Raw genomic sequence first — 18904 nt, forward strand, 5'->3', positions numbered from 1 at the left:
TCCCTTGTGGGAGCGAGCCTGCTCGCGATGGCATCACCCCGGTTCCGGATATTCATGGTGAATCCGCATCGCTCCCCTATGCTCTGAGTGCATTCGATCAAAGGAGTGAATCATGCGCGCACTTGCCGTTAACCATCAGAACGATTTCCGCGTCAAAGCCTATGCCGGCACCAATGGCGTGCTGTTGGCCATGGATGTGGCCGAACCCCGCCGCAAAGGCCTGCTGGGTTTCGCCATCGAAAAGCAGCAGGGCAGCAAACCCTGGCAGTTTTTATTCAACAGCCTGACGTTCCCGGGCAAGACCCATAGCTTCCCTCAATACCACGCCACCCCCAGCAATATCGCGCCGTTGCAGAAATTTCGCTGGGCCGATTACGCGGTCAATCCGGGGCTGACGATCCAATACCGGGTCTATCTGGCTTACGGCAGCGCCGATGCGCCGCAACTGGGCGAATCCCTGGAGGTGACGGTCACTTCCGACGACGGCCATCCCGGCAACCAGAGTGTCAATTTCAACCGCGCCGTGGCCGCCAGCCAGGCGTTCCAGCGCAAGTTTCCAGAGCTCGACGCGCTCCTTGGCGGCAAGGAAAGGTTGCCCCTGGAATCTTGGCCCGATGCCCCGCGTCGATGGCTGGAAAACGGTCTGCTCGGGCGTTTGCTGGGGTTTATCGAGCGTGCCGTCGGCAGCGAATGGGCACTGGATGTCGCCATCTACGAATACCAGTTACCGGTGATTGTCGAGGCGGTGAACGCGGCGCGGGAGCGCGGGGTGCACGTTCGCGTTCTGTATCACGCGCAACCGGGCGAAGACACCACCGCCTTTAACGAGGCCAGCCTGGAAAAGATCCCGGCGGCAAACAAGCGCGGGCGCGTCACCCACAGTATTTTCCATAACAAGTTCATCGTCCTGAGCCGGTTCGATGCCGCGGGTCTGCGTCAGCCTGAAGCCGTGCTCTGCGGCAGCACCAACTTCACGCCCAACGGCATTTACCGTCAGGCCAACGTGGTGCATGTGCTGGACGATGCTCGGGTCGGCGCCCGTTATCTGCAAACGTTCGAGCAGGTCTGGGACACACCGGCGGATGTCGGTGCCGCGCGGCAGTGGATTACCGAACACAACCCGATGGACCCGAGCCAACCGTTGTTCGCCGGATTCTCCCCGCGCTCGGGTCAGGGCGACTTGCATGAGTTCGTCGACATCATCAATGCGGCGAAGAAAGACCTGCTGTTCGTCACTGCCTTTACCTTGCCCGACGCCATCCTCAACGCGTTGCTCGGTAAGCCCCACGACGACATTCTGCGCTACGGCCTGCAGAACTCCGTGAGCAAGATCACCGGGTTTCATGCCGACCGCAGCGCCGAATTCACCACGGTTGCGTTGCTCAATACCGGCATTGAAGGCTGGCTCCTTGAAAGCAAGGAAGGACAGAAGGGCAACCTGCTGGTGCACACCAAAGCGATCGTCACGGATTTCACCAGCGATACGCCAACGATCATCAGCGGCAGTCATAACCTCAGTGCGGCGGCCAGCAACAGCAATGACGAGAACTACTTGATCATCCGCGGCGATACCGACCTGGCGGACCGTTATGGTCTGGAGTTGCTGCGGTTTTATGAGCATTACCGGTTTCGCTATTACGCGAAAAAACTGGCGCTAAAGCAGGTCCAGCCGTTGGCGGCGGATGACAGTTGGACGGATGATTATTATGTCGAGGGGAATTTGCGACAGTTGTCGCGACTGCGTTTTTCCGGGCAGTAATCGTTGGCCTCACGGGGCCCCATCGCGAGCAGGCTCGCTCCCACACTGGATCTCGGGCGTTCACAAATCCTGTGGGAGCGAGCCTGCTCGCGAAGGGGGCGATGCGGTCCAGGCGCGTCAGCGGAACAGATTAGTACGCGCCAACTCAATCACCTCATCCCCACGCCCGCTCATCACCGCTTTGAGCATGTACAAACTGAACCCTTTGGCCTGTTCCAGCTTGATCGTCGGGGGCATCGCCAGTTCCTGGGTCGCCGTCACCACGTCCACCAGCACGGGCCCGTCATGCGCCAGCGCGCGGCGCAAGGCCGGTTCCAGCGCTTCGGATTCCTCGACACGAATCCCCAGGATCCCCATGGCATTGGCCATCGCCGCGAAGTCCGGATTGTGCAGGTCCGTACCGGTGTCCAGCAGCCCGCTGGATTTCATTTCCATGGCCACGAACCCGAGCGAGGCATTGTCGTAGACGATGATTTTCACCGGCAGCTTGAGTTGCGCCAGCGAAATGAAGTCCCCCATCAACATGCTGAAGCCGCCATCGCCAGACAGCGAAATTACCTGCCGCCCGGGAAATGACGCTTGCGCGCCAATGGCCTGGGGCATCGCGTTCGCCATGGAACCGTGGTTGAACGAGCCGAGCAATCGGCGCTTGCCGTTCATTTTCAGATAACGCGCGGCCCAGACGGTCGGCGTGCCCACGTCGGCGGTGAAGATCGCATCGTCATCGGCCAGCTCACTGAGCAGGCGAGTGAGGTACTGCGGATGAATCGGCCGACCCGACGCCGACGGTTGAGCCAGGTCATCCAGCCCCTGACGGGCCTTCTGGTAGTGCTTGAGGGATGATTCGAGAAAGCTCCGGTCGCCACGATAAGGCAGGCGCGGCAGCAACGCGGCGAGGGTTTCACCAACATCGGCGGCGATGCCCAGATCCAGCGTGGTCCGCCGTCCGAGGGCTTGCGGGTCGTGGTCGATCTGAATGATGGTGGCGTCGGTTGGGTAGAACTGGCGATAGGGAAAGTCAGTCCCGAGCATCACCAGCGTGTCGCAGTTGAGCATCGCGTGATAACCGGAGCTGAAGCCGATCAGCCCGGTCATGCCGACGTCGAACGGATTGTCCCACTCCACATGCTCCTTGCCGCGCAACGCATGCACCACTGGCGCGCCGAGGGCGTCGGCCAATGCCACCACCTGATCGTGGGCGCCCGCGCACCCGGCGCCGCACATCAGCGTCACGGCGTTGCTTTGACTCAGCAATTCGACCAGCCGATCCAGGTCGTGAGGCGCGGGCAGGGTGCGAGGTTTGGACAGCGCCGGCCAGGGTTTGAGGTTGTCTTCGACCTCCTGCAGCGCGACGTCGCCGGGAATCACCACCACCGCGACACCGCGATTGAGGATGGCACTGCGCATCGCCCGATGCAGCACCTGGGGCATCTGCGCCGGGCTGCTCACCAGCTCGACGAAGTGGCTGCATTCCTTGAACAGTTCCTGCGGGTGGGTTTCCTGAAAGTAATTCAGGCCTACTTCCGAAGACGGAATCTGCGCCGCGATGGCCAACACCGGTACATGGTTTTTATGGCAATCGAAGAGCCCGTTGATCAAGTGCAGATTGCCCGGCCCGCAACTCCCGGCGCAGACCGCCAGTTCCCCGGTAACCGCCGCATCGGCGCCGGCGGCGAACGCGGCGACTTCCTCGTGGCGCACGTGCATCCACTCGATGCTGTCCATGGTGCGCAGGGCTTCGGTCAGGCCATTGAGGCTGTCGCCCGTCAGGCCCCAGATGCGTTTCACACCTGCTTGTTCAAGGGTGGTCGCCAGTTGCTGGGCAAGGGTGATTTTCGCCATGGGGTGCTCCAGTGGTTAATGAATGGTCCTCAGGGTTAAAAGAGGACAACGCTGCGGCAACCATGACTCACCCCGATTTGAGATTACTTGCCCATCGCCTGCCGGTACTGACGCGTGCGCCGGGCGAGATACAGCTGATCAACGATCAGCGCCCATAGCGCTGAAACCTGTGGCCGGGTCTTGCGTCCGCGGCTCAGGCGATTGAGCTGGAACTTCACTACGGCCATGTTCGCCAGGGCGGCCAGCGGTTTACGTTTCCAGAGGATCGGCGGCAATTGCGGGTGGCTGTCCTGGCCTTCGCGCCAGCGTTTGACCAGCTGCGGTTCAATGGCGAGCGCCGTGCCGATACCGGCCATGGCGATGCCGCTGTCGAGCACCTGTTCGACGATGGCCAGACGTCGAATCCCACCCGTTACCATCACCGGCATGCTCGCAACGCTAGCCAGTTCGCCGGCCATTTCCAGAAAGTACGCCTCTCGGGCCAGGGTCCTGCCGTCGCGGGCATCGCCTTGCATGGCTGGTGCTTCGTAGCTGCCCCCAGAGAGTTCGAGCAAATCCAGTGGTTGGTCGTTGAGCCACTGGATCACTTGGCGGGCGTCGTCAGCGTCGAAACCGCCGCGCTGGAAGTCTGCCGAGTTGAGCTTTACCGAGACGCAAAACTGAGGCGACACCGCTTGGCGAACGGCGCTGACCACGGCCAGCAACAGCCGGGCGCGATTCTCCAGGGAGCCGCCCCACTGGTCAGCCCGACGGTTGGTCAAGGGCGACAGAAACTGGCTGATCAGGTAGCCGTGTGCCGCGTGAATCTGCACGCCGGTGAAACCGGCTTTTTCTGCAAGGGCGGCACTGGTGGCGAAGCGTTGGATAACCTCGGCGATATCGCTTTCCGACATCGGTTTGGGCTCGGCAAACATCTTGGAAAAAGAACCCAGGTCCAGCGCCACGGCGGAGGGTGCCCAGGCTTGCTGACCGAGGTTGGCCATGATCTGGCGCCCGGGATGGTTGAGCTGCATCCACACATGCGCGCCACCGGAGCGGCCAATGGTGGCCCACTGACGGAACAGCTCAAGATGGCGCTCGTCTTCCAGCACGACACCTGCAGGGCTGGTCATGGCGCGGCGATCGATCATCACGTTGCCGGTCAGCAACAGGCCCGTTTCACCTTCGGCCCAAGCCTGATACAACTTGAGCAGCGCAGTAGAAGGCGCTTGTCCGGTATCGGCAAGGTTCTCATCCATCGCAGCTTTGGCGATGCGATTGTCGAGGGTCTGGCCGTTGGGTAACTTCAGCGTTTGAAAGGGTGACATGCTTGACTCCTCATCAGTAATGCGAAGAGGCTAAGCTTAAAGTTAACTTTAATGTCAAGCAGGCAAATGAGGCCGAGATGAAGATTGGTGAATTGGCGCAATTGAGCGGGTTGAACGCGTCGCGCATTCGGTTCTACGAGGCTCAAGGCCTGATCCGGCAAGTGGAGCGCATGGCCAACGGCTATCGGCGTTACCCGCCGCAAGTTCTGCAAACCCTGAAGATTATTCAGTGCGCACAGCAGGCCGGGTTCAGCCTCGACGAGCTCAAGTTATTGTTGCCAGACACCGTAACAGGCGAGTTCGACGACGATGCACTGGTGGCGAGCCTGGGGCGCAAAGTCGAACAGATCGAAGCGATGCAACTGCACCTGGCGCAAAACAAGGCGCAGTTGCTGGGGTTGATCGAGAACATCCAGACGCGGCCCGAAGGAATGGCGTGCGGTGAGAATGCCGAGCGAGTGCTGGCGTTGATCCAGCATTAATTTTGACCGAGGCAGTTATCGCCAAAGGCCTGGTAACGCAGGACATGGGTGGTGCCCGCAGTATCAATGTAAGTCATCTCCCGTGGCAGGGGACCGCAACCATCGTCGCGGGTCATGTTAAGTACTTTGGCGATATGGAGCGGCGTCGAGTACTTGTAGTCCTCGACTTTCGGCGTGCTGGAGTTGTCGACGGAGGCGGCCGCTGCAACACCGCTCAGGCTGATGAGAAACAGGGCGGACAGAATGCGTTTCATGATGGGGCTCTCATAATGACTACTGAACGATTTCAGTGGCAGTACGACGAGCCCCGTTGGGGTTTATTCCAGGCTCAGGGAAAAACTTTTCGGCGCAGGGATCGGATTGCGCATCAGCGTGCCGACCACCAGTGCCCCCAGCAGGGCCAGCAAACCCGCGACCAGAAGCAGCAGGCTGAAGCCGCCGACGAAGGCCTGACGCGCCAGTGGCTCGACCAACGCACGCGCGGTTTCCGGCAGCAGGTTCATCGCCGCCGTCATGTCTCCTGCGACCACCCGTGAGGCAATGCCCTGGTTCTGGCCGAGCCATTGCGGACCCTGCGTCGACAGGCTGGTGCGCAACAGCAATTCGGTGTGGCTGGACAGCAGCGCGCCAAAGACACCGATGGCCAGCACGATCGCGCTGAAACGCATGGTGGTGCTCATGCCTGAGGCCATGCCGGTGCGCTCGCGAGGGACGCAGGCCATGATGTTCTTTTGCGTGTCGCCATTGAGTAGGCCGGCACCGGCGCCCGTCACGGCGATGGCCAGTGCGAAGGGCAAGTAGCCGCCGCTGCTGACGGCCCAGGCGCTGAGCAGGTTGCCGCTGCCGACCAGGGTCAAACCCGCCGCCATCAGCGTGGCTGGGGCAAGTCGATTGGCCAGCCGAGCGCCGATGCGCGAGCAAATCAACATGGTCACGGCAAACGGCAACATCCCCAGCCCCGACGCGATGGCCGAGAAGCCCAGGCCGTTTTGCAGGTAGAACGGCAGCAACGTCATCATCACCTGAGCGCAACCGGCGTAGGCAAACATGCCAAGGAGGGCGCCGATGAAACGCGGATGCCTGAATAATTTCAGGTCGACCATCGGCCGCTGTTGCATCCGCTCAATCAGTACAAACAGCCCCAATAGCAGCGCGCCCCCGATGATCCGGGCGTAGGTGAGCGGGTTGCTCCAACCGATTCGATTGGCTTCGATCAAGCCCCAGATCAGGCACAGCAAACTCGCACTGAACGCCAGGCTGCCCCAGGGATCGAGTCGCGCCGATTGGGGGTCCCTGGATTCCGGCACGGCGCGCCATACCATGAACATCAAGAATGCGCCCACCGGCAGGTTGAGGTAGAAGATCCAGCGCCAGCCAACATATTCGGTGATCAGCCCGCCGACCGTCGGCGCAGCGGTCATCGCCACGCCCATGCACGCACCCCAGAACGCCCAGGCCTTGGCCCGTTCGACTTCATCGTGAAAGGTGTGGCCGATGGAGGCTAGGGCCGAGGTCAGCAACAGTGCCGCGCCGACACCCTTGACCGCCCGCGCAATGTCAAGGAACAACGCCGTGGGCGCCGCGCCGCAACCGATGGAGGCAAGGATGAAAATCCCCAGCCCCCAGAGCAGGGTTTTCTGCCGGCCAAAGCGGTCGGCGATGCTCCCGGCGGGCAGCAACAACGCTGCGAACGCCAGCATGTAAGCGCTGACCACCCATTCAATGTCGGCAAAGTCCGCGCCAAGGTCCCGTGCGATGGTCGGCAGGGTGACGGCGACGATGTTGGTGTCGAGCACGATCAGCGAGCAGACGCCGGAGGCCGTCAGCAGCGTCAGGCGCGGACTGACCCGGCTCACGGCCTGATTGCCTTTTGGGCAAGGTCGTTGATTGTGGCGGCGCAAAGGTGTTTGACGTACATGGCGTTGGCTCTCTACTGTGATTGCCATTGAGCTTATCGCGGTCGATTGTCGGCTCTGTTAGCCCGGCACCGGGACTTCATTACCTTTGAGCTAATGCACCCATGGACATACGGCATTTCCGCTACTTTCTGGCCGTTGCCCGGCAAGGCAACTTTACCCGCGCCGCCGAACAACTCGGTATCGCGCCGCCGACCTTGACCCGGCAGATCCAGGACATGGAGAACGAACTCGGCACGCGACTGTTCGTGCGCCAGACACGTGAAGTCAGCCTGACCGAGGCCGGCGCGGCGTTAATGATCGAAGCCGAGGCGACGGTGCGGCAATTCGAGTACGCCCAGCACAATGCCCAACGGGCCGGACGCGGGGATATTGGCCATATCGAACTCGGTTACGTGGCGTCGGCGGTGTACTCGGGGGTGCTGCAAAAACAGGTGCAGGCTTTTGGTCGTGAATGCCCGGACGTCAGCTTGAATGTTCGGGAAAGCCCTATGGCGTCATTGCCAGCCATGGTGGTCGAGGGGCGATTTGATGTGGGCTATGTCCGCTCACCGATGACCCTGCCCGACGGACTGGAGGCTATTCGTCTGGACTCAGAAGGCTTTGTGCTGGCGCTGTCCTCCGAGTCCTGGTTGTGCCGACTGCCAGAGATTGCTCCGGAGCATCTGCAAAACGAGACGTTCATCCTGCCGGAGCAAATCAGCGGCACTTTGCAAGTCGCCGCCGAGGGCGGGTTTGCACCGAAACTGGGCGCGCAGCCGGGCGGGCTGGTGGCAGTGATCGCGCTGGTATCGTTGGGGCAGGGCGTGGCGGTCGTGCCGGCGTCGGTGGTCGGGCATGTCGGGTTGCCCGGTGTGTTGTACCGCACGATCAAGGGCTGCGAGGCGACGTCGTGGTTGTCGTTGATTCATCGACGGTTCGAGAAATCGGCGGCGGTGTCCAGGTACATCGAGCAGGTCAAAAATCGCTAAGGCCAAAAGCTTTCGCGAGCAGGGATCTTGTGAACACTGAAGATCCAATGTAGGAGCGAGCCTGCTCGCGAAAGCAATCTACCCAACGCCACCAATGCCCCAACCTAACAGCAAACCCGACGATTCAACCGCTCAGTGGCACGAGGCACCGTGCACAGCCGGCGCAAGGTCCGTCGCAACCATGTCATATCGTGCGTCGGTTTACGCTTCTCCCTCGCCGGTTTCACCCTGCCAATGTGCCTGGCGAAATCCGCCCTCAACGCTTCCTCAGTGCCGATCCCCTTGAGCTTCTTCAGCAGTTTCCCGTCCTTATAAAACAGCACAGTCGGCGTACCGGTGACGTTCGGGTGTCGAGGCGAGTCAACCGTGTTCAGCATGTAGATGTGCGCTTGGTGCCGATAAGTCTCGGCGATCCCACGAAAGACCGGCCCAGCCATTTCGCAGGCAGGACAGTGCTGGCTGCCGAAGTACAAAATCACTGGGCGCCAGGTTTTCAGGGCTTTGCGGTAGGTCGGGGCCAGCGTGTTGTGGGCAGCCGAGCGCATGGTGAACTCCTTTTTCACTGTGCATTGAGTGTCTGTCGACGGTAAAGGATCGGAGACGGGTGGGTCTACTGTCAGAAATTACAGGTAACACGCTGCCCCAATTTGAACCGCCTCAAGACGAATGTGGTGCAAGTACCCGAACCGTGTAGCCAAAGGTAGCGTTCGTTCCCCTGTGCGTTTCGTAACGTGCATTTTTAACGTTCACCCATCCATTTGATTCACAACACTTTCCAATCTACCCGACATTCCCCTCGCAACCTGTGGCACACTTTCTGCTGTCTATTCCGTTGTTACACACCTATGTCCGGTATAGCGGAATAAACATCACCCTGGAGTGCTTGCCATGCAACGCCGACCTTCCTTGTTTAAAGCGTGTATTTTTCTTGTCGCTGCTTCGGCTGCTGCCATGGGCGTGGCCCAGGCGGCGGACAGCAAGCTCGATAGCGTGCTGGCCCGCGGGAAACTGATCGTGGGCACGGGCAGTACCAATGCGCCGTGGCACTTCCAGGGAGCGGATGGCAAGTTGCAGGGGTTTGATATTGATATCGGGAAAATGATTGCCAAGGGTTTGTTCAATGACCCGACCAAGGTTGAATTCGTGGTGCAGTCGTCCGATGCGCGGATTCCCAACCTGCTGACGGACAAGGTCGACATCAGTTGCCAGTTCATCACCGTGACCGCCAGCCGTGCCCAGCAAGTGGCGTTCACCCTGCCGTACTACCGCGAAGGTGTCGGACTGCTGCTGCCGGCCAACAGCAAGTACAAGGAAATCGAAGACCTCAAGGCCGCCAACGACAGCGTGACCGTGGCGGTGCTGCAGAACGTGTACGCCGAAGAGCTGGTGCATCAAGCCTTGCCCAAGGCCAAGGTCGATCAGTACGACAGTGTTGATCTGATGTATCAGGCCGTGAATTCCGGCCGGGCCGACGCCGCCGCCACCGATCAATCGTCGGTGAAATACCTGATGGTGCAGAACCCTGGCCGCTATCGCAGCCCGGCCTACGCCTGGAGCCCGCAGACCTACGCCTGCGCGGTCAAGCGCGGCGATCAGGACTGGCTGAACTTCGTCAACACCACCTTGCATGAAGCCATGACCGGCGTTGAGTTCCCGACTTACGCGGCGTCCTTCAAGCAATGGTTCGGTGTAGATCTGCCAACCCCGGCCATCGGTTTCCCTGTCGAATTCAAATGATCCCGTGAGAGCGGGGCGCCGATGACGCGCCCCGTTCAAGGTACTGCTGACCATGAACTATCAGTTGAACTTTGCCGCCGTGTGGCGCGATTTCGACACCTTGCTGGCGGGGCTCGGTCTGGGCCTTGAGCTGGCGCTGGTGTCGATCGCCATCGGTTGCGTGATCGGCCTGATGATGGCGTTTGCTTTGCTGTCAAAGCACCGTGCATTGCGGGTGCTGGCGTCGGTGTATGTGACGGTGGTCCGTAATACGCCGATTCTGGTGTTGATTCTGTTGATCTACTTCGCCTTGCCGAGCCTGGGGATCCGGCTGGACAAGATCCCGTCGTTCATCATCACCCTGTCGCTTTACGCCGGGGCGTACCTGACTGAAGTGTTCCGTGGTGGCTTGTTGAGCATTCCCAAGGGGCAGCGTGAAGCGGGCCTGGCGATCGGGTTGGGCGAGTGGCAGGTCAAGGCCTACGTCACCGTGCCGGTGATGCTGCGCAATGTGTTGCCGGCCTTGTCGAACAACTTCATTTCGCTGTTCAAGGACACCTCGCTGGCCGCCGCGATTGCGGTGCCGGAGCTGACTTACTACGCACGCAAGATCAATGTCGAGAGCTACCGGGTGATCGAAACCTGGCTGGTGACCACAGCGCTCTATGTTGCGGCCTGTTACCTCATTGCCATGATGCTGCGTTACCTCGAGCAGCGTCTGGCGATCCGCCGATAGGAGGCCACCATGTACGAATCCCCCAGTTGGTTGCATGAGTTATGGGTGGCGCGGGAAGTTCTGTGGCAGGGCTTTTTGACCAGTGTGCAGGTCTCGGCCCTGGCGATTTTGCTGGGTACGATGGTCGGTATTGTTACCGGTCTGGTGCTGACCTACGGCAAGTTCTGGATGCGCGCACCGTTCCGGTTTTACGTGGACATTATTCGCGGCACACCAGTGTTTGTACTGGTGCTGGCCTGCTTCTACATGGCGCCCGCATTGGGCTGGCAAATCAGCGCGTTTCAGGCCGGTGCCTTGGGGCTGACGCTGTTCTGCGGCTCCCACGTCGCGGAGATTGTGCGCGGCGCGTTGCAAGCGTTGCCCAGTGGCCAGATGGAGGCAAGCAAGGCCATCGGCCTGACGTTTTATCAGGCGCTCGGCTACGTGTTGTTGCCTCAGGCGTTGCGGCAGATCCTGCCGACCTGGGTCAACTCGTCGACCGAAATCGTCAAGGCGTCGACCTTGCTGTCGGTCATCGGTGTGGCGGAATTGTTGCTCAGCACGCAGCAGATCATCGCGCGCACCTTCATGACGCTGGAGTTTTACCTGTTCGCCGGATTTCTGTTTTTCGTCATCAACTACGCCATCGAATTACTCGGCCGGCACATTGAAAAGCGGGTGGCCTTGCCATGACTCAACCTCAAGTTTCGACACAGAACCAGGCCCTGCTGGACATTCGCGGCCTGCACAAACAGTACGGCAAGCTTGAAGTGCTCAAGGGCGTCGACCTGACCATGCAGCGCGGCAACGTGGTCACGCTGATCGGCTCCAGCGGCTCGGGCAAGACCACGCTGCTGCGTTGCGTGAACATGCTCGAAGAATTCCAGGGCGGGCAGATCGTGCTCGATGGCGAGTCCATCGGCTATGACGAGGTCAACGGCAAGCGCGTGCGTCACCCGGAAAAAGTCATCGCCCGGCACCGGGCAATGACCGGCATGGCGTTCCAGCAGTTCAACCTGTTCCCGCACCTGACCGCACTGCAGAACGTCACTCTTGGCTTGCTCAAGGTCAAGAAACTGCACAAGGACGAAGCGGTGGCGCTGGCGGAGAAATGGCTGGAGCGGGTTGGCCTGCTGGAGCGTCGTGATCACTATCCCGGCCAGTTGTCCGGCGGTCAGCAACAGCGCGTGGCGATTGCCCGGGCGATTGCGATGAACCCGAGCCTGATGCTGTTCGACGAAGTGACCTCGGCCCTGGACCCGGAACTGGTCGGCGAAGTGCTGAACGTGATCAAGGGCCTGGCCGACGAAGGCATGACCATGTTGCTGGTCACCCACGAGATGCGTTTTGCCTTCGAGGTCTCGGACAAGATCGTCTTCATGAACCAGGGGCGGATCGAGGAGCAGGGGCCTCCCAAGGAGCTGTTCGAACGCCCGCAATCGCCGCGTCTTGCCGAATTTCTCAAGAACACGCGGTTTTAACTTTTATATTTTTTCGATCAGGAGAAACACTCATGAGCATTACTCGTTACGGCACCGGCAGCACCGCCGCTGGCGGTCAGCCTCGCCCTTTCGCCCGAGCCGTTGAAGCCGATGGCTGGCTGCACGTTTCCGGGCAGGTGCCGGCGGTGGACGGCGAGATCATTACCGGTGGCATCGTCGAGCAGACCCACCAGGCCATGAAGAACCTGATCGCGATTCTCGAAGAGGCCGGTTATGGCCTGGAAGACGTGGTGCGTGCTGGCGTGTGGCTGGAGGATCCGCGGGATTTCACCAGTTTCAACAAGGTCTTCTCCGAGTACTTCAAAAGCGAGCACGCACCAGCCCGGGCCTGTGTGCAGGCGAACATGATGGTCGATTGCAAGGTCGAGATCGACTGCATCGCGTACAAGAAAAAGGCCTGAGCCTAATGATCGATCCCACGCTCTGCGGGGGAATGCAGCCCGGGGCGCTCCGCGTCGCAAAGCGGACTCAGAGCGTCCATTGAGGCATTCCCACGCCGAGCGTGGGAACGATCATTAGCGGTAAACTCCCCGGCGAATTTGTATGGGAACCACTGACATGACCGAAGACACCATCAAGCGCCGGGCTCGCGGTCTGGACCGGGCGTTCGATATCCTCGATTTCCTCAAGGAAGTCGGCAAACCGCTGCGCCCGAATGAAATCGCCAGCGGCATCGACAGCCCGAAATCCACGATCTACGAACTGGTCGCTTCCCTGCTGGAACGTCGCATTCTCGAACCCGTGGGCAAGGACGGTCACGTCTACCTCGGCCGTCAGTTGTACTTTCTCGGGCAAGCGCATTTGCGCCATTTCGACCTGACCCGCGAAGCCGATCACGCTTTGCAGGACATCGTCAGCCAGACCCATGAAACCGCGCAGATGTGCCTGCTTAACGGGCGCAAATACACCGTCGCGCTGATGAAAGAGGGCGAGCGGCATTTCCGTATTTCCTCGGACATCGGCGAGAACGCGCCAATCCCCTGGACTGCGTCCGGGCGCCTGCTGCTGGCGCACCTGAGTGATCAGGAGATCATTGACCTGATCGACCACGACGACTTCATCCTGCCCGACGGCGAACGCCTGCCGCTGGAGCAGTTTCTCAAGGAAATCCGTCAGGCCGGTATCGATGGCTTCTTCTCTTTCGATAGCGTCGCCGACACCTTCACCCATTGCTTCGCCGCCCCGGTCAAAGACCCGAGCGGCGTGGCCATTGCGACCCTGTGCATCGTCGCCCCACGGGACGACGCCAAGAACAATTACAACGACTATCGCCGGGTGCTGATCGACAGCGCCAATAGCCTGGCCCGGCGTATCAACGAATAAAAGCGGCTGTCTGCAGCCGCGAATGTGAGGAGTTCGACCATGTCTTCTGCCCAAAACACTGCCGCTGTGGAAAAGGGCTTTGCCCAGACTGGCGCCAATCTCGTGCGCGACGTCAGCCTGCCTGCGCTGGTGCTGCACCGCGAAGCGCTGGAACACAACATTCGCTGGATGCAGGCGTTTGTCAGCAACAGCGGCGCCGAACTCGCGCCCCACGGCAAAACCAGCATGACGCCCGCGCTGTTCCGGCGCCAACTGGACGCCGGCGCCTGGGGCATCACCCTGGCCAGCGCCACGCAAACCCGCGCGGCCTATGCCCACGGTGTGCGTCGGGTGCTGATGGCCAACCAATTGGTCGGTACGCCGAACATGGCGCTGATCGCCGACTTGCTGGCGGACCCGACGTTCGACTTCCATTGCATGGTCGATCACCCGGACAACGTCGCTGACCTGGGCGCGTACTTCGCCTCGCGCGGTGTGCGCCTGAACGTGATGATCGAGTACGGCGTGGTCGGTGGTCGTTGCGGTTGCCGCAGTGAAGACGAAGTGATCGCGCTGGCCAAAGCCATCAACGCCCAACCGGCGCTGGCACTGACCGGCATCGAAGGCTACGAGGGCGTGATCCACGGTGATCATGCGGTCACAGGCATTCGTGAATTCGCCGCCTCCCTGGTGCGTCTGGCCGTGCAGTTGCAGGACAGCGGCGCCTTTGCGATTCCCAAGCCGATCATCACCGCGTCGGGTTCGGCCTGGTACGACTTGATCGCCGAATCCTTCGAAACGCAGAACGCGGGTGGACGTTTCCTCAGTGTGTTGCGCCCCGGCAGCTACGTGGCTCACGACCATGGCATCTACAAGGAAGCGCAATGCTGCGTGCTCGACCGCCGCAGCGATCTGCACGAGGGCCTGCGCCCGGCGCTGGAAGTCTGGGCGCATGTGCAGTCGTTGCCGGAGCCGGGTTTCGCGGTGATCGCCCTGGGCAAACGCGACGTCGCCTACGACGCGGGGTTGCCGGTGCCGCTGCTGCGTTACAAGGCCGGCGTGGTGCCTGCCACCGGCGACGATGTCAGCGCCTGCAAAGTGACGGCGGTGATGGACCAGCACGCGTTCATGACCGTGGCGCCGGGGGTTGAGTTGCGGGTGGGCGACATCATTTCGTTCGGCACTTCGCACCCGTGCCTGACGTTCGACAAGTGGCGCACGGGGTGTCTGGTGGATGAGCAGCTGAACGTCATCGAAACAATGGAAACCTGTTTCTAGGCTTCGGACCGAGGCGCGGCCTTCGCCAGCAAGCCGGCTCCCACAGGGATCTTGTGAACACTGAAGATCCAATGTGGGAGTGAGCCTGATCGCGATGGCATCCTCCCAGACAACACCGCAATACCAGAGACCCCACAACAATGAACACCATCAACACCCTCGGCCCCAACACCCCGCGCATCGCCTTGATCGGCGAGTGCATGATCGAGCTGCAACAACGCGCCGATGGCACGCTGCAACAGAGCTTCGGCGGCGATACCTTGAACACTGCGGTCTACCTGTCCCGGGAACTCGGCACCCGCGGCATCGTCGATTACGTCACTGCACTGGGCGACGACAGTTTCAGCGATGCCATGTGCCAGACCTGGGCCGACGAACACATCGGGTTGGGCATGGTTCAGCGCCTGCCCGGACGACTGCCCGGTTTGTACTGCATCCAGACTGATGCGGCGGGCGAGCGCCGCTTCCTCTATTGGCGTAACGAAGCGGCCGTGCGCGACTGCTTCACCACCCCGGCCGCCGCGCCGATCCTGGCCGCGCTGCCGGATTACGACGTGCTGTATTTCAGCGGCATCACCCTGGCGGTGCTCGGCGTGCAAGGTCGGGTGAAACTGCTGGAAACCCTGATCGAGGCCCGTCAGCGGGATGCGCGGATCGTGTTCGACAACAACTACCGGCCACGCTTGTGGGCGTCAGTCGAAGAGGCGCGGGCGGCTTATCGCAGCGTCTTGCCCTATGTCGATCTGGCGTTGCTGACCGTCGATGACGAGCAGGCGCTGTTTCATTTTTCCGATGGCGAGGCGGTGTTTGCCGCTTACGAGCAGATTGGCACCCCCGAAGTGGTGCTCAAGCGTGGCGCCGAGGCGTGTCTGATTCGCTGTGATGGCGAGTCGTTCGAGGTGCCCGCGCAGAAGGTCGAGCGCGTGGTGGACACCACGGCGGCGGGGGATTCGTTCAGCGCGGCGTATTTGGCCAGTCGGCTCAAGGGTGGAAGTGCGGTTGAGGCGGCCGAGGCGGGGCATCGGTTGGCGAGTCGGGTGATTCAAGTGCCTGGAGCACTGATTCCCAAAGATTGAAATAAGCTTTTGTGGCAAGGGAGGTTGCTCCCGTTCGGGTGCGCAGCAGCCGTAAATTGGGGCCGCTACGCAGCCCAGCGGGAGCAAGCTCCCTCGCCACAGGGCCTTTAAGCCAAACCCATCAATCCCGGTAAAACACCTGCACCAGGTGATACCCGAACTTGCTCTTGATCGGTCCATGCACCACCCGCAGCGGTTTTTTGAAGATCACTGCGTCGATCACCCCGACCATTTGCCCGGGCCGCACTTCACCCAGGTCGCCCCCGCGTTTGCCGGACGGGCAGGTGGAGTACTTCTTGGCCAGCACATCAAAGGCTTCGCCCTTGGCGATGCGTTGTTTGAGCTGCTCGGCTTCTTCCGAGGTTTTCACCAGAATATGGCGGGCTTGAGCTTTCATGGGGGCATACCTTGCAACGGTGGTGGCTATGTTGATGCCAGCGGGGCGCGCGATTATGCCTCAACTCACTCGGGTTGGCCGATCATCGTGCGAATCTTGTTGGCCAACAGGTCAATGGAAAACGGTTTGGCGACCATGTCCATGCCTTCTTCCAGGAAGCCTTGGCGTTCGGCGGCTTTCTCCGCGTAACCGGTCATGAACAGGACCTTGAGTTCGGGGCGGTGCTGGCGAGCGATCTCTGCCAGTTGCCGACCGTTCATGCCCGGCAGGCCTACGTCGGTCACCAGCAGATCGACCCTCAGGTCGGATTCCAGCAAGGGCAGGGCGGTCTTCGCATCCTCGGCTTCGTGGGCGTGATAACCCAGCTCGTTGAGCAGGTCGAGCACCAGCATGCGCACCGCCGGGTCGTCTTCCACCAACACCACGGTTTCGCCGGCAATCGCCGCCGGAGCCTCGCCCGTGAACGGCAGCAGTACTTTTTCCGGTTCCGTGGCGTGCAATCGGGGCAAGTAAAGGCGAACGCTGGTGCCCTTGCCCGGCAAACTGAACAGGCTGACATGTCCGCCCGACTGCTGGGCGAACCCATAAATCATCGACAATCCAAGGCCGGTACCCTGGCCGATGGGTTTGGTGGTGAAGAACGGGTCGAACGCCTTGGCCAGCACCGACGGTGTCATCCCGGTGCCGTTATCGCTGACGGCAATCATCACGTAATCCCCGGCCTTGACCGGTTCCAACGTGGTGATGTCGCTGCCGTCGAGGTAAACGTTGGCGGTTTCGATCAGCAACTCGCCGCCATCGGGCATGGCGTCCCGGGCGTTGATGACGAGGTTGAGCAGAGCGTTTTCCAGTTGGCTGACGTCAGTGCTCACCGGCCAGACCTCGCCGGCCAGCAGCAGTTTGAGTTCGATGTGATCGCCCTTGGTCCGGCTGAACAAGTCTTCCAGGGAGTGCACCAGGTCATTGGCGTTCAGCGGCCGGCGATCAAGCGACTGACGCCGGGAAAACGCCAGTAGCCGATGGGTCAGGGCGGCGGCACGATTGGCCGAGGACACCGCGGCTTCGGTGAAACGGCCAATCTCGGCGGCGCGCCCTTCCGCGATATAGCGCTGCATCAGATCGAGGCTGCCGATGATCCCGGTCAGCATGTTGTTGAAGTCGTGGGCGATGCCGCCGGTGAGCTGCCCGACCGCCTCCATTTTCTGTGCATGGCGCAAGGCGTCTTCCGCGCGTTCACGCTCGAACATCTCGTTTTGCAGCCGTTGGTTGGCTTCGGCCAATTGCTGGGTGCGGGCCGCGACCCGTTCCTCAAGGGTATCGTTGAGATTGCGCAGGGCTTCTTCCGTCTGTTTGCGCTCGGTTTCGTCAATGACAAAGATGTAGAAACCATTCACCGTGCCGTCGGCACCGTGGCGCGGCAAGTAATTCATCAAGGCATGGCGGTTACTGCCGTCCCGGTGCGGGGTATTGATGCTGAAACAGCAAGACTTGCCCGTCAGCGCCAGGGCAATGTGTTCGGCGCGCAAGGCATAGGCTTCTTCGCCCAGCACTTCACGAATGGTGCGGCCATAGAGTTCCTGCGGTGTCAGGCCATACCAGTCCAGATAAGCGGCGTTGTTCAAGCGAAAGCGTTCCTCGCTGTCCACGTAGCTGATCAGGATGGGCATGGCGTTGATGATCAGCTGCAACTCGGTCTGGCTCTGGCGCAGGGCTTGCTCGGTGAGCTTGCGTTCGGTCAGATCCAGCGCGGCGCCAAGGAAGCGGATCGGCCGGCCATGGTGGTCCTTGTAGCAGCGACCGCGGGCAAACACCCAGCGCAGGTGACCGCTGGGTTGCAGCAAGCGATATTCCTCGGCGTATTCGGTGCCGTGGGTGATGGAATATTTGATGCTGCGGGTGACCATGGCGCGATCTTCCGGGTGCACGGCCTGGAGGTAGGCGCTGATGGGCAACTGACTGGCGAGCAGCGGGTCGATGTTGTGCAGTTCGGCGAAATGCGCATCGGCGATGAAGCGATCTTCGCCGATGTCCCAATCCCAGGTGCCGACGGCGTCGGTGGCCGCCAGCGCCAGTTGCAGGCGCTGTTCGGTTTCGTGCTGGGCCTTGAGACTGGCGGCCGACCGCTGTTCCAGTTCCAGCGCGATGCGTCGGCGTTCATTGGTTTCGATGGCGGTGACCAGAATGCCAGCAACCTCAGCGTTTTCATCGCGGATCGGGCTGTAGGTCAGGTCCAGCCAGAAGTCGGAATCACCTTCGTCGCGCTGCAAGGTAAAACGTTGTTCGCTGTAGGTACGCACCTGGCCTTGTAGGACAGCGCTGTAAATGGGGTTGGTAAAGTCCTGAAGTTCTGGCCAGATCTGGTGCGTCGGTTGTCCGAAAGCGTGTGGATGCTTGCTGCCGGCGAGGAGGGCGAAGCCGTCGTTGTAGATCTGCGTGAGGTGCGGCCCCCACAGCAACAGCATCGGCATCGGTGAATGAATCACGATGTCCACGGCAGTGCGCAGGCTCTGTGGCCAGGTGCTGGCAGCGCCCAGCGGGGTGCGTGTCCAGTCCAGTCTGGCGATCAAGGCCTGTGCATCGCTGCCCGTCAGTGTTGCGTTCATCAAATTGTCCTGCACTTAAGTCGGTGGCGCGGCGTCTA

18 protein-coding genes are annotated in these 18904 nt (G+C 61.0%); 11 read left to right on the forward strand and 7 right to left on the reverse strand.

Features of this window, described 5'->3' with window-relative positions:
- Positions 1–112 precede the first annotated feature (112 nt).
- Positions 113–1759 (forward strand): phospholipase D-like domain-containing protein, encoded by a 1647-nt coding sequence (locus FBY01_RS28235; protein WP_145310528.1) that lies wholly within the window; start codon positions 113–115, stop codon positions 1757–1759.
- A gap of 117 nt (positions 1760–1876) precedes the next feature.
- On the opposite strand, the gene poxB is transcribed toward FBY01_RS28235, so the two are convergent.
- Both poxB and FBY01_RS28245 read right to left on the reverse strand, forming a co-directional pair.
- Complete coding sequence (gene poxB, locus FBY01_RS28240) at positions 1877–3601, reverse strand: ubiquinone-dependent pyruvate dehydrogenase (RefSeq protein ID WP_145310527.1); 1725 nt, start codon at positions 3599–3601, stop codon at positions 1877–1879.
- An 83-nt stretch (positions 3602–3684) separates the two neighbouring features.
- Positions 3685–4908 carry an NADH:flavin oxidoreductase/NADH oxidase family protein gene (locus FBY01_RS28245; RefSeq protein ID WP_145310525.1) on the reverse strand — a complete coding sequence of 408 codons (1224 nt, stop codon included), beginning with the start codon at positions 4906–4908 and terminating at the stop codon, positions 3685–3687.
- Positions 4909–4985: 77 nt separating this feature from the next.
- On the opposite strand from FBY01_RS28245, the gene FBY01_RS28250 reads away from it, so the two are divergent.
- The gene (locus FBY01_RS28250; protein WP_010460898.1) at positions 4986–5390 is read left to right on the forward strand and encodes a MerR family transcriptional regulator; all 405 of its coding nucleotides are present in this window, start codon (positions 4986–4988) and stop codon (positions 5388–5390) included.
- On the opposite strand, the gene FBY01_RS28255 is transcribed toward FBY01_RS28250, so the two are convergent.
- Together FBY01_RS28255 and FBY01_RS28260 are read right to left on the reverse strand one after the other, a co-directional pair.
- Positions 5387–5644 (reverse strand): DUF2790 domain-containing protein, encoded by a 258-nt coding sequence (locus FBY01_RS28255; protein WP_145310523.1) that lies wholly within the window; start codon positions 5642–5644, stop codon positions 5387–5389. The two genes, FBY01_RS28250 and FBY01_RS28255, sit on opposite strands and share 4 nt — an antisense overlap.
- A gap of 63 nt (positions 5645–5707) precedes the next feature.
- On the reverse strand, positions 5708–7246 hold the full coding sequence (locus FBY01_RS28260) for an MFS transporter (protein WP_145310521.1): 1539 nt from the start codon (positions 7244–7246) through the stop codon (positions 5708–5710).
- A gap of 164 nt (positions 7247–7410) precedes the next feature.
- On the opposite strand from FBY01_RS28260, the gene FBY01_RS28265 reads away from it, so the two are divergent.
- Entirely contained in the window at positions 7411–8277 is an 867-nt protein-coding gene (locus FBY01_RS28265) for a LysR family transcriptional regulator (RefSeq protein ID WP_145310518.1), read from the forward strand.
- Between the two features lie 104 nt (positions 8278–8381).
- Here FBY01_RS28265 and FBY01_RS28270 read toward each other — a convergent pair whose 3' ends face one another.
- Positions 8382–8822, reverse strand: coding sequence for a thioredoxin family protein (locus FBY01_RS28270; RefSeq protein WP_145310516.1), 441 nt, complete (start codon positions 8820–8822; stop codon positions 8382–8384).
- Positions 8823–9165: 343 nt separating this feature from the next.
- Here FBY01_RS28270 and FBY01_RS28275 point away from each other — a divergent pair, with 343 nt between their 5' ends.
- The 8 genes from FBY01_RS28275 (at position 9166) to FBY01_RS28310 (ending at position 15866) form a co-directional block, all read left to right on the forward strand.
- Complete coding sequence (locus tag FBY01_RS28275; protein WP_010460890.1) at positions 9166–10014, forward strand: transporter substrate-binding domain-containing protein; 849 nt, start codon at positions 9166–9168, stop codon at positions 10012–10014.
- Positions 10015–10066: 52 nt separating this feature from the next.
- Complete coding sequence (locus FBY01_RS28280; RefSeq protein WP_010460889.1) at positions 10067–10729, forward strand: amino acid ABC transporter permease; 663 nt, start codon at positions 10067–10069, stop codon at positions 10727–10729.
- Between the two features lie 9 nt (positions 10730–10738).
- Complete coding sequence (locus FBY01_RS28285) at positions 10739–11401, forward strand: amino acid ABC transporter permease (RefSeq protein WP_077747697.1); 663 nt, start codon at positions 10739–10741, stop codon at positions 11399–11401.
- On the forward strand, positions 11398–12189 hold the full coding sequence (locus FBY01_RS28290) for an amino acid ABC transporter ATP-binding protein (RefSeq protein WP_077747698.1): 792 nt from the start codon (positions 11398–11400) through the stop codon (positions 12187–12189). The genes FBY01_RS28285 and FBY01_RS28290 overlap by 4 nt, the downstream gene beginning before the upstream one ends.
- A 32-nt stretch (positions 12190–12221) precedes the next feature.
- The gene (locus FBY01_RS28295; RefSeq protein ID WP_010460883.1) at positions 12222–12611 is read left to right on the forward strand and encodes a RidA family protein; all 390 of its coding nucleotides are present in this window, start codon (positions 12222–12224) and stop codon (positions 12609–12611) included.
- Between the two features lie 157 nt (positions 12612–12768).
- A complete protein-coding gene (locus tag FBY01_RS28300) occupies positions 12769–13533 on the forward strand; it encodes an IclR family transcriptional regulator (protein WP_010460880.1) in 765 nt (254 codons plus the stop codon).
- Between the two features lie 39 nt (positions 13534–13572).
- Entirely contained in the window at positions 13573–14790 is a 1218-nt protein-coding gene (locus FBY01_RS28305) for an amino acid deaminase (RefSeq protein ID WP_145310514.1), read from the forward strand.
- A 140-nt stretch (positions 14791–14930) separates the two neighbouring features.
- Positions 14931–15866 (forward strand): sugar kinase, encoded by a 936-nt coding sequence (locus FBY01_RS28310; RefSeq protein WP_083376588.1) that lies wholly within the window; start codon positions 14931–14933, stop codon positions 15864–15866.
- Positions 15867–15987: 121 nt separating this feature from the next.
- Here FBY01_RS28310 and FBY01_RS28315 read toward each other — a convergent pair whose 3' ends face one another.
- Both FBY01_RS28315 and FBY01_RS28320 read right to left on the reverse strand, forming a co-directional pair.
- Positions 15988–16263, reverse strand: a complete 276-nt coding sequence (locus FBY01_RS28315) for a peptidylprolyl isomerase (RefSeq protein ID WP_007898282.1) — start codon at positions 16261–16263, stop codon at positions 15988–15990.
- A gap of 65 nt (positions 16264–16328) precedes the next feature.
- A complete protein-coding gene (locus FBY01_RS28320; protein ID WP_145310512.1) occupies positions 16329–18866 on the reverse strand; it encodes a PAS domain-containing protein in 2538 nt (845 codons plus the stop codon).
- Positions 18867–18904: the final 38 nt, after the last annotated feature.

The organism is Pseudomonas sp. SJZ077 (assembly GCF_007993905.1).
In the GTDB taxonomy this organism is placed as follows: Bacteria; Pseudomonadota; Gammaproteobacteria; order Pseudomonadales; family Pseudomonadaceae; genus Aquipseudomonas; species Aquipseudomonas mandelii.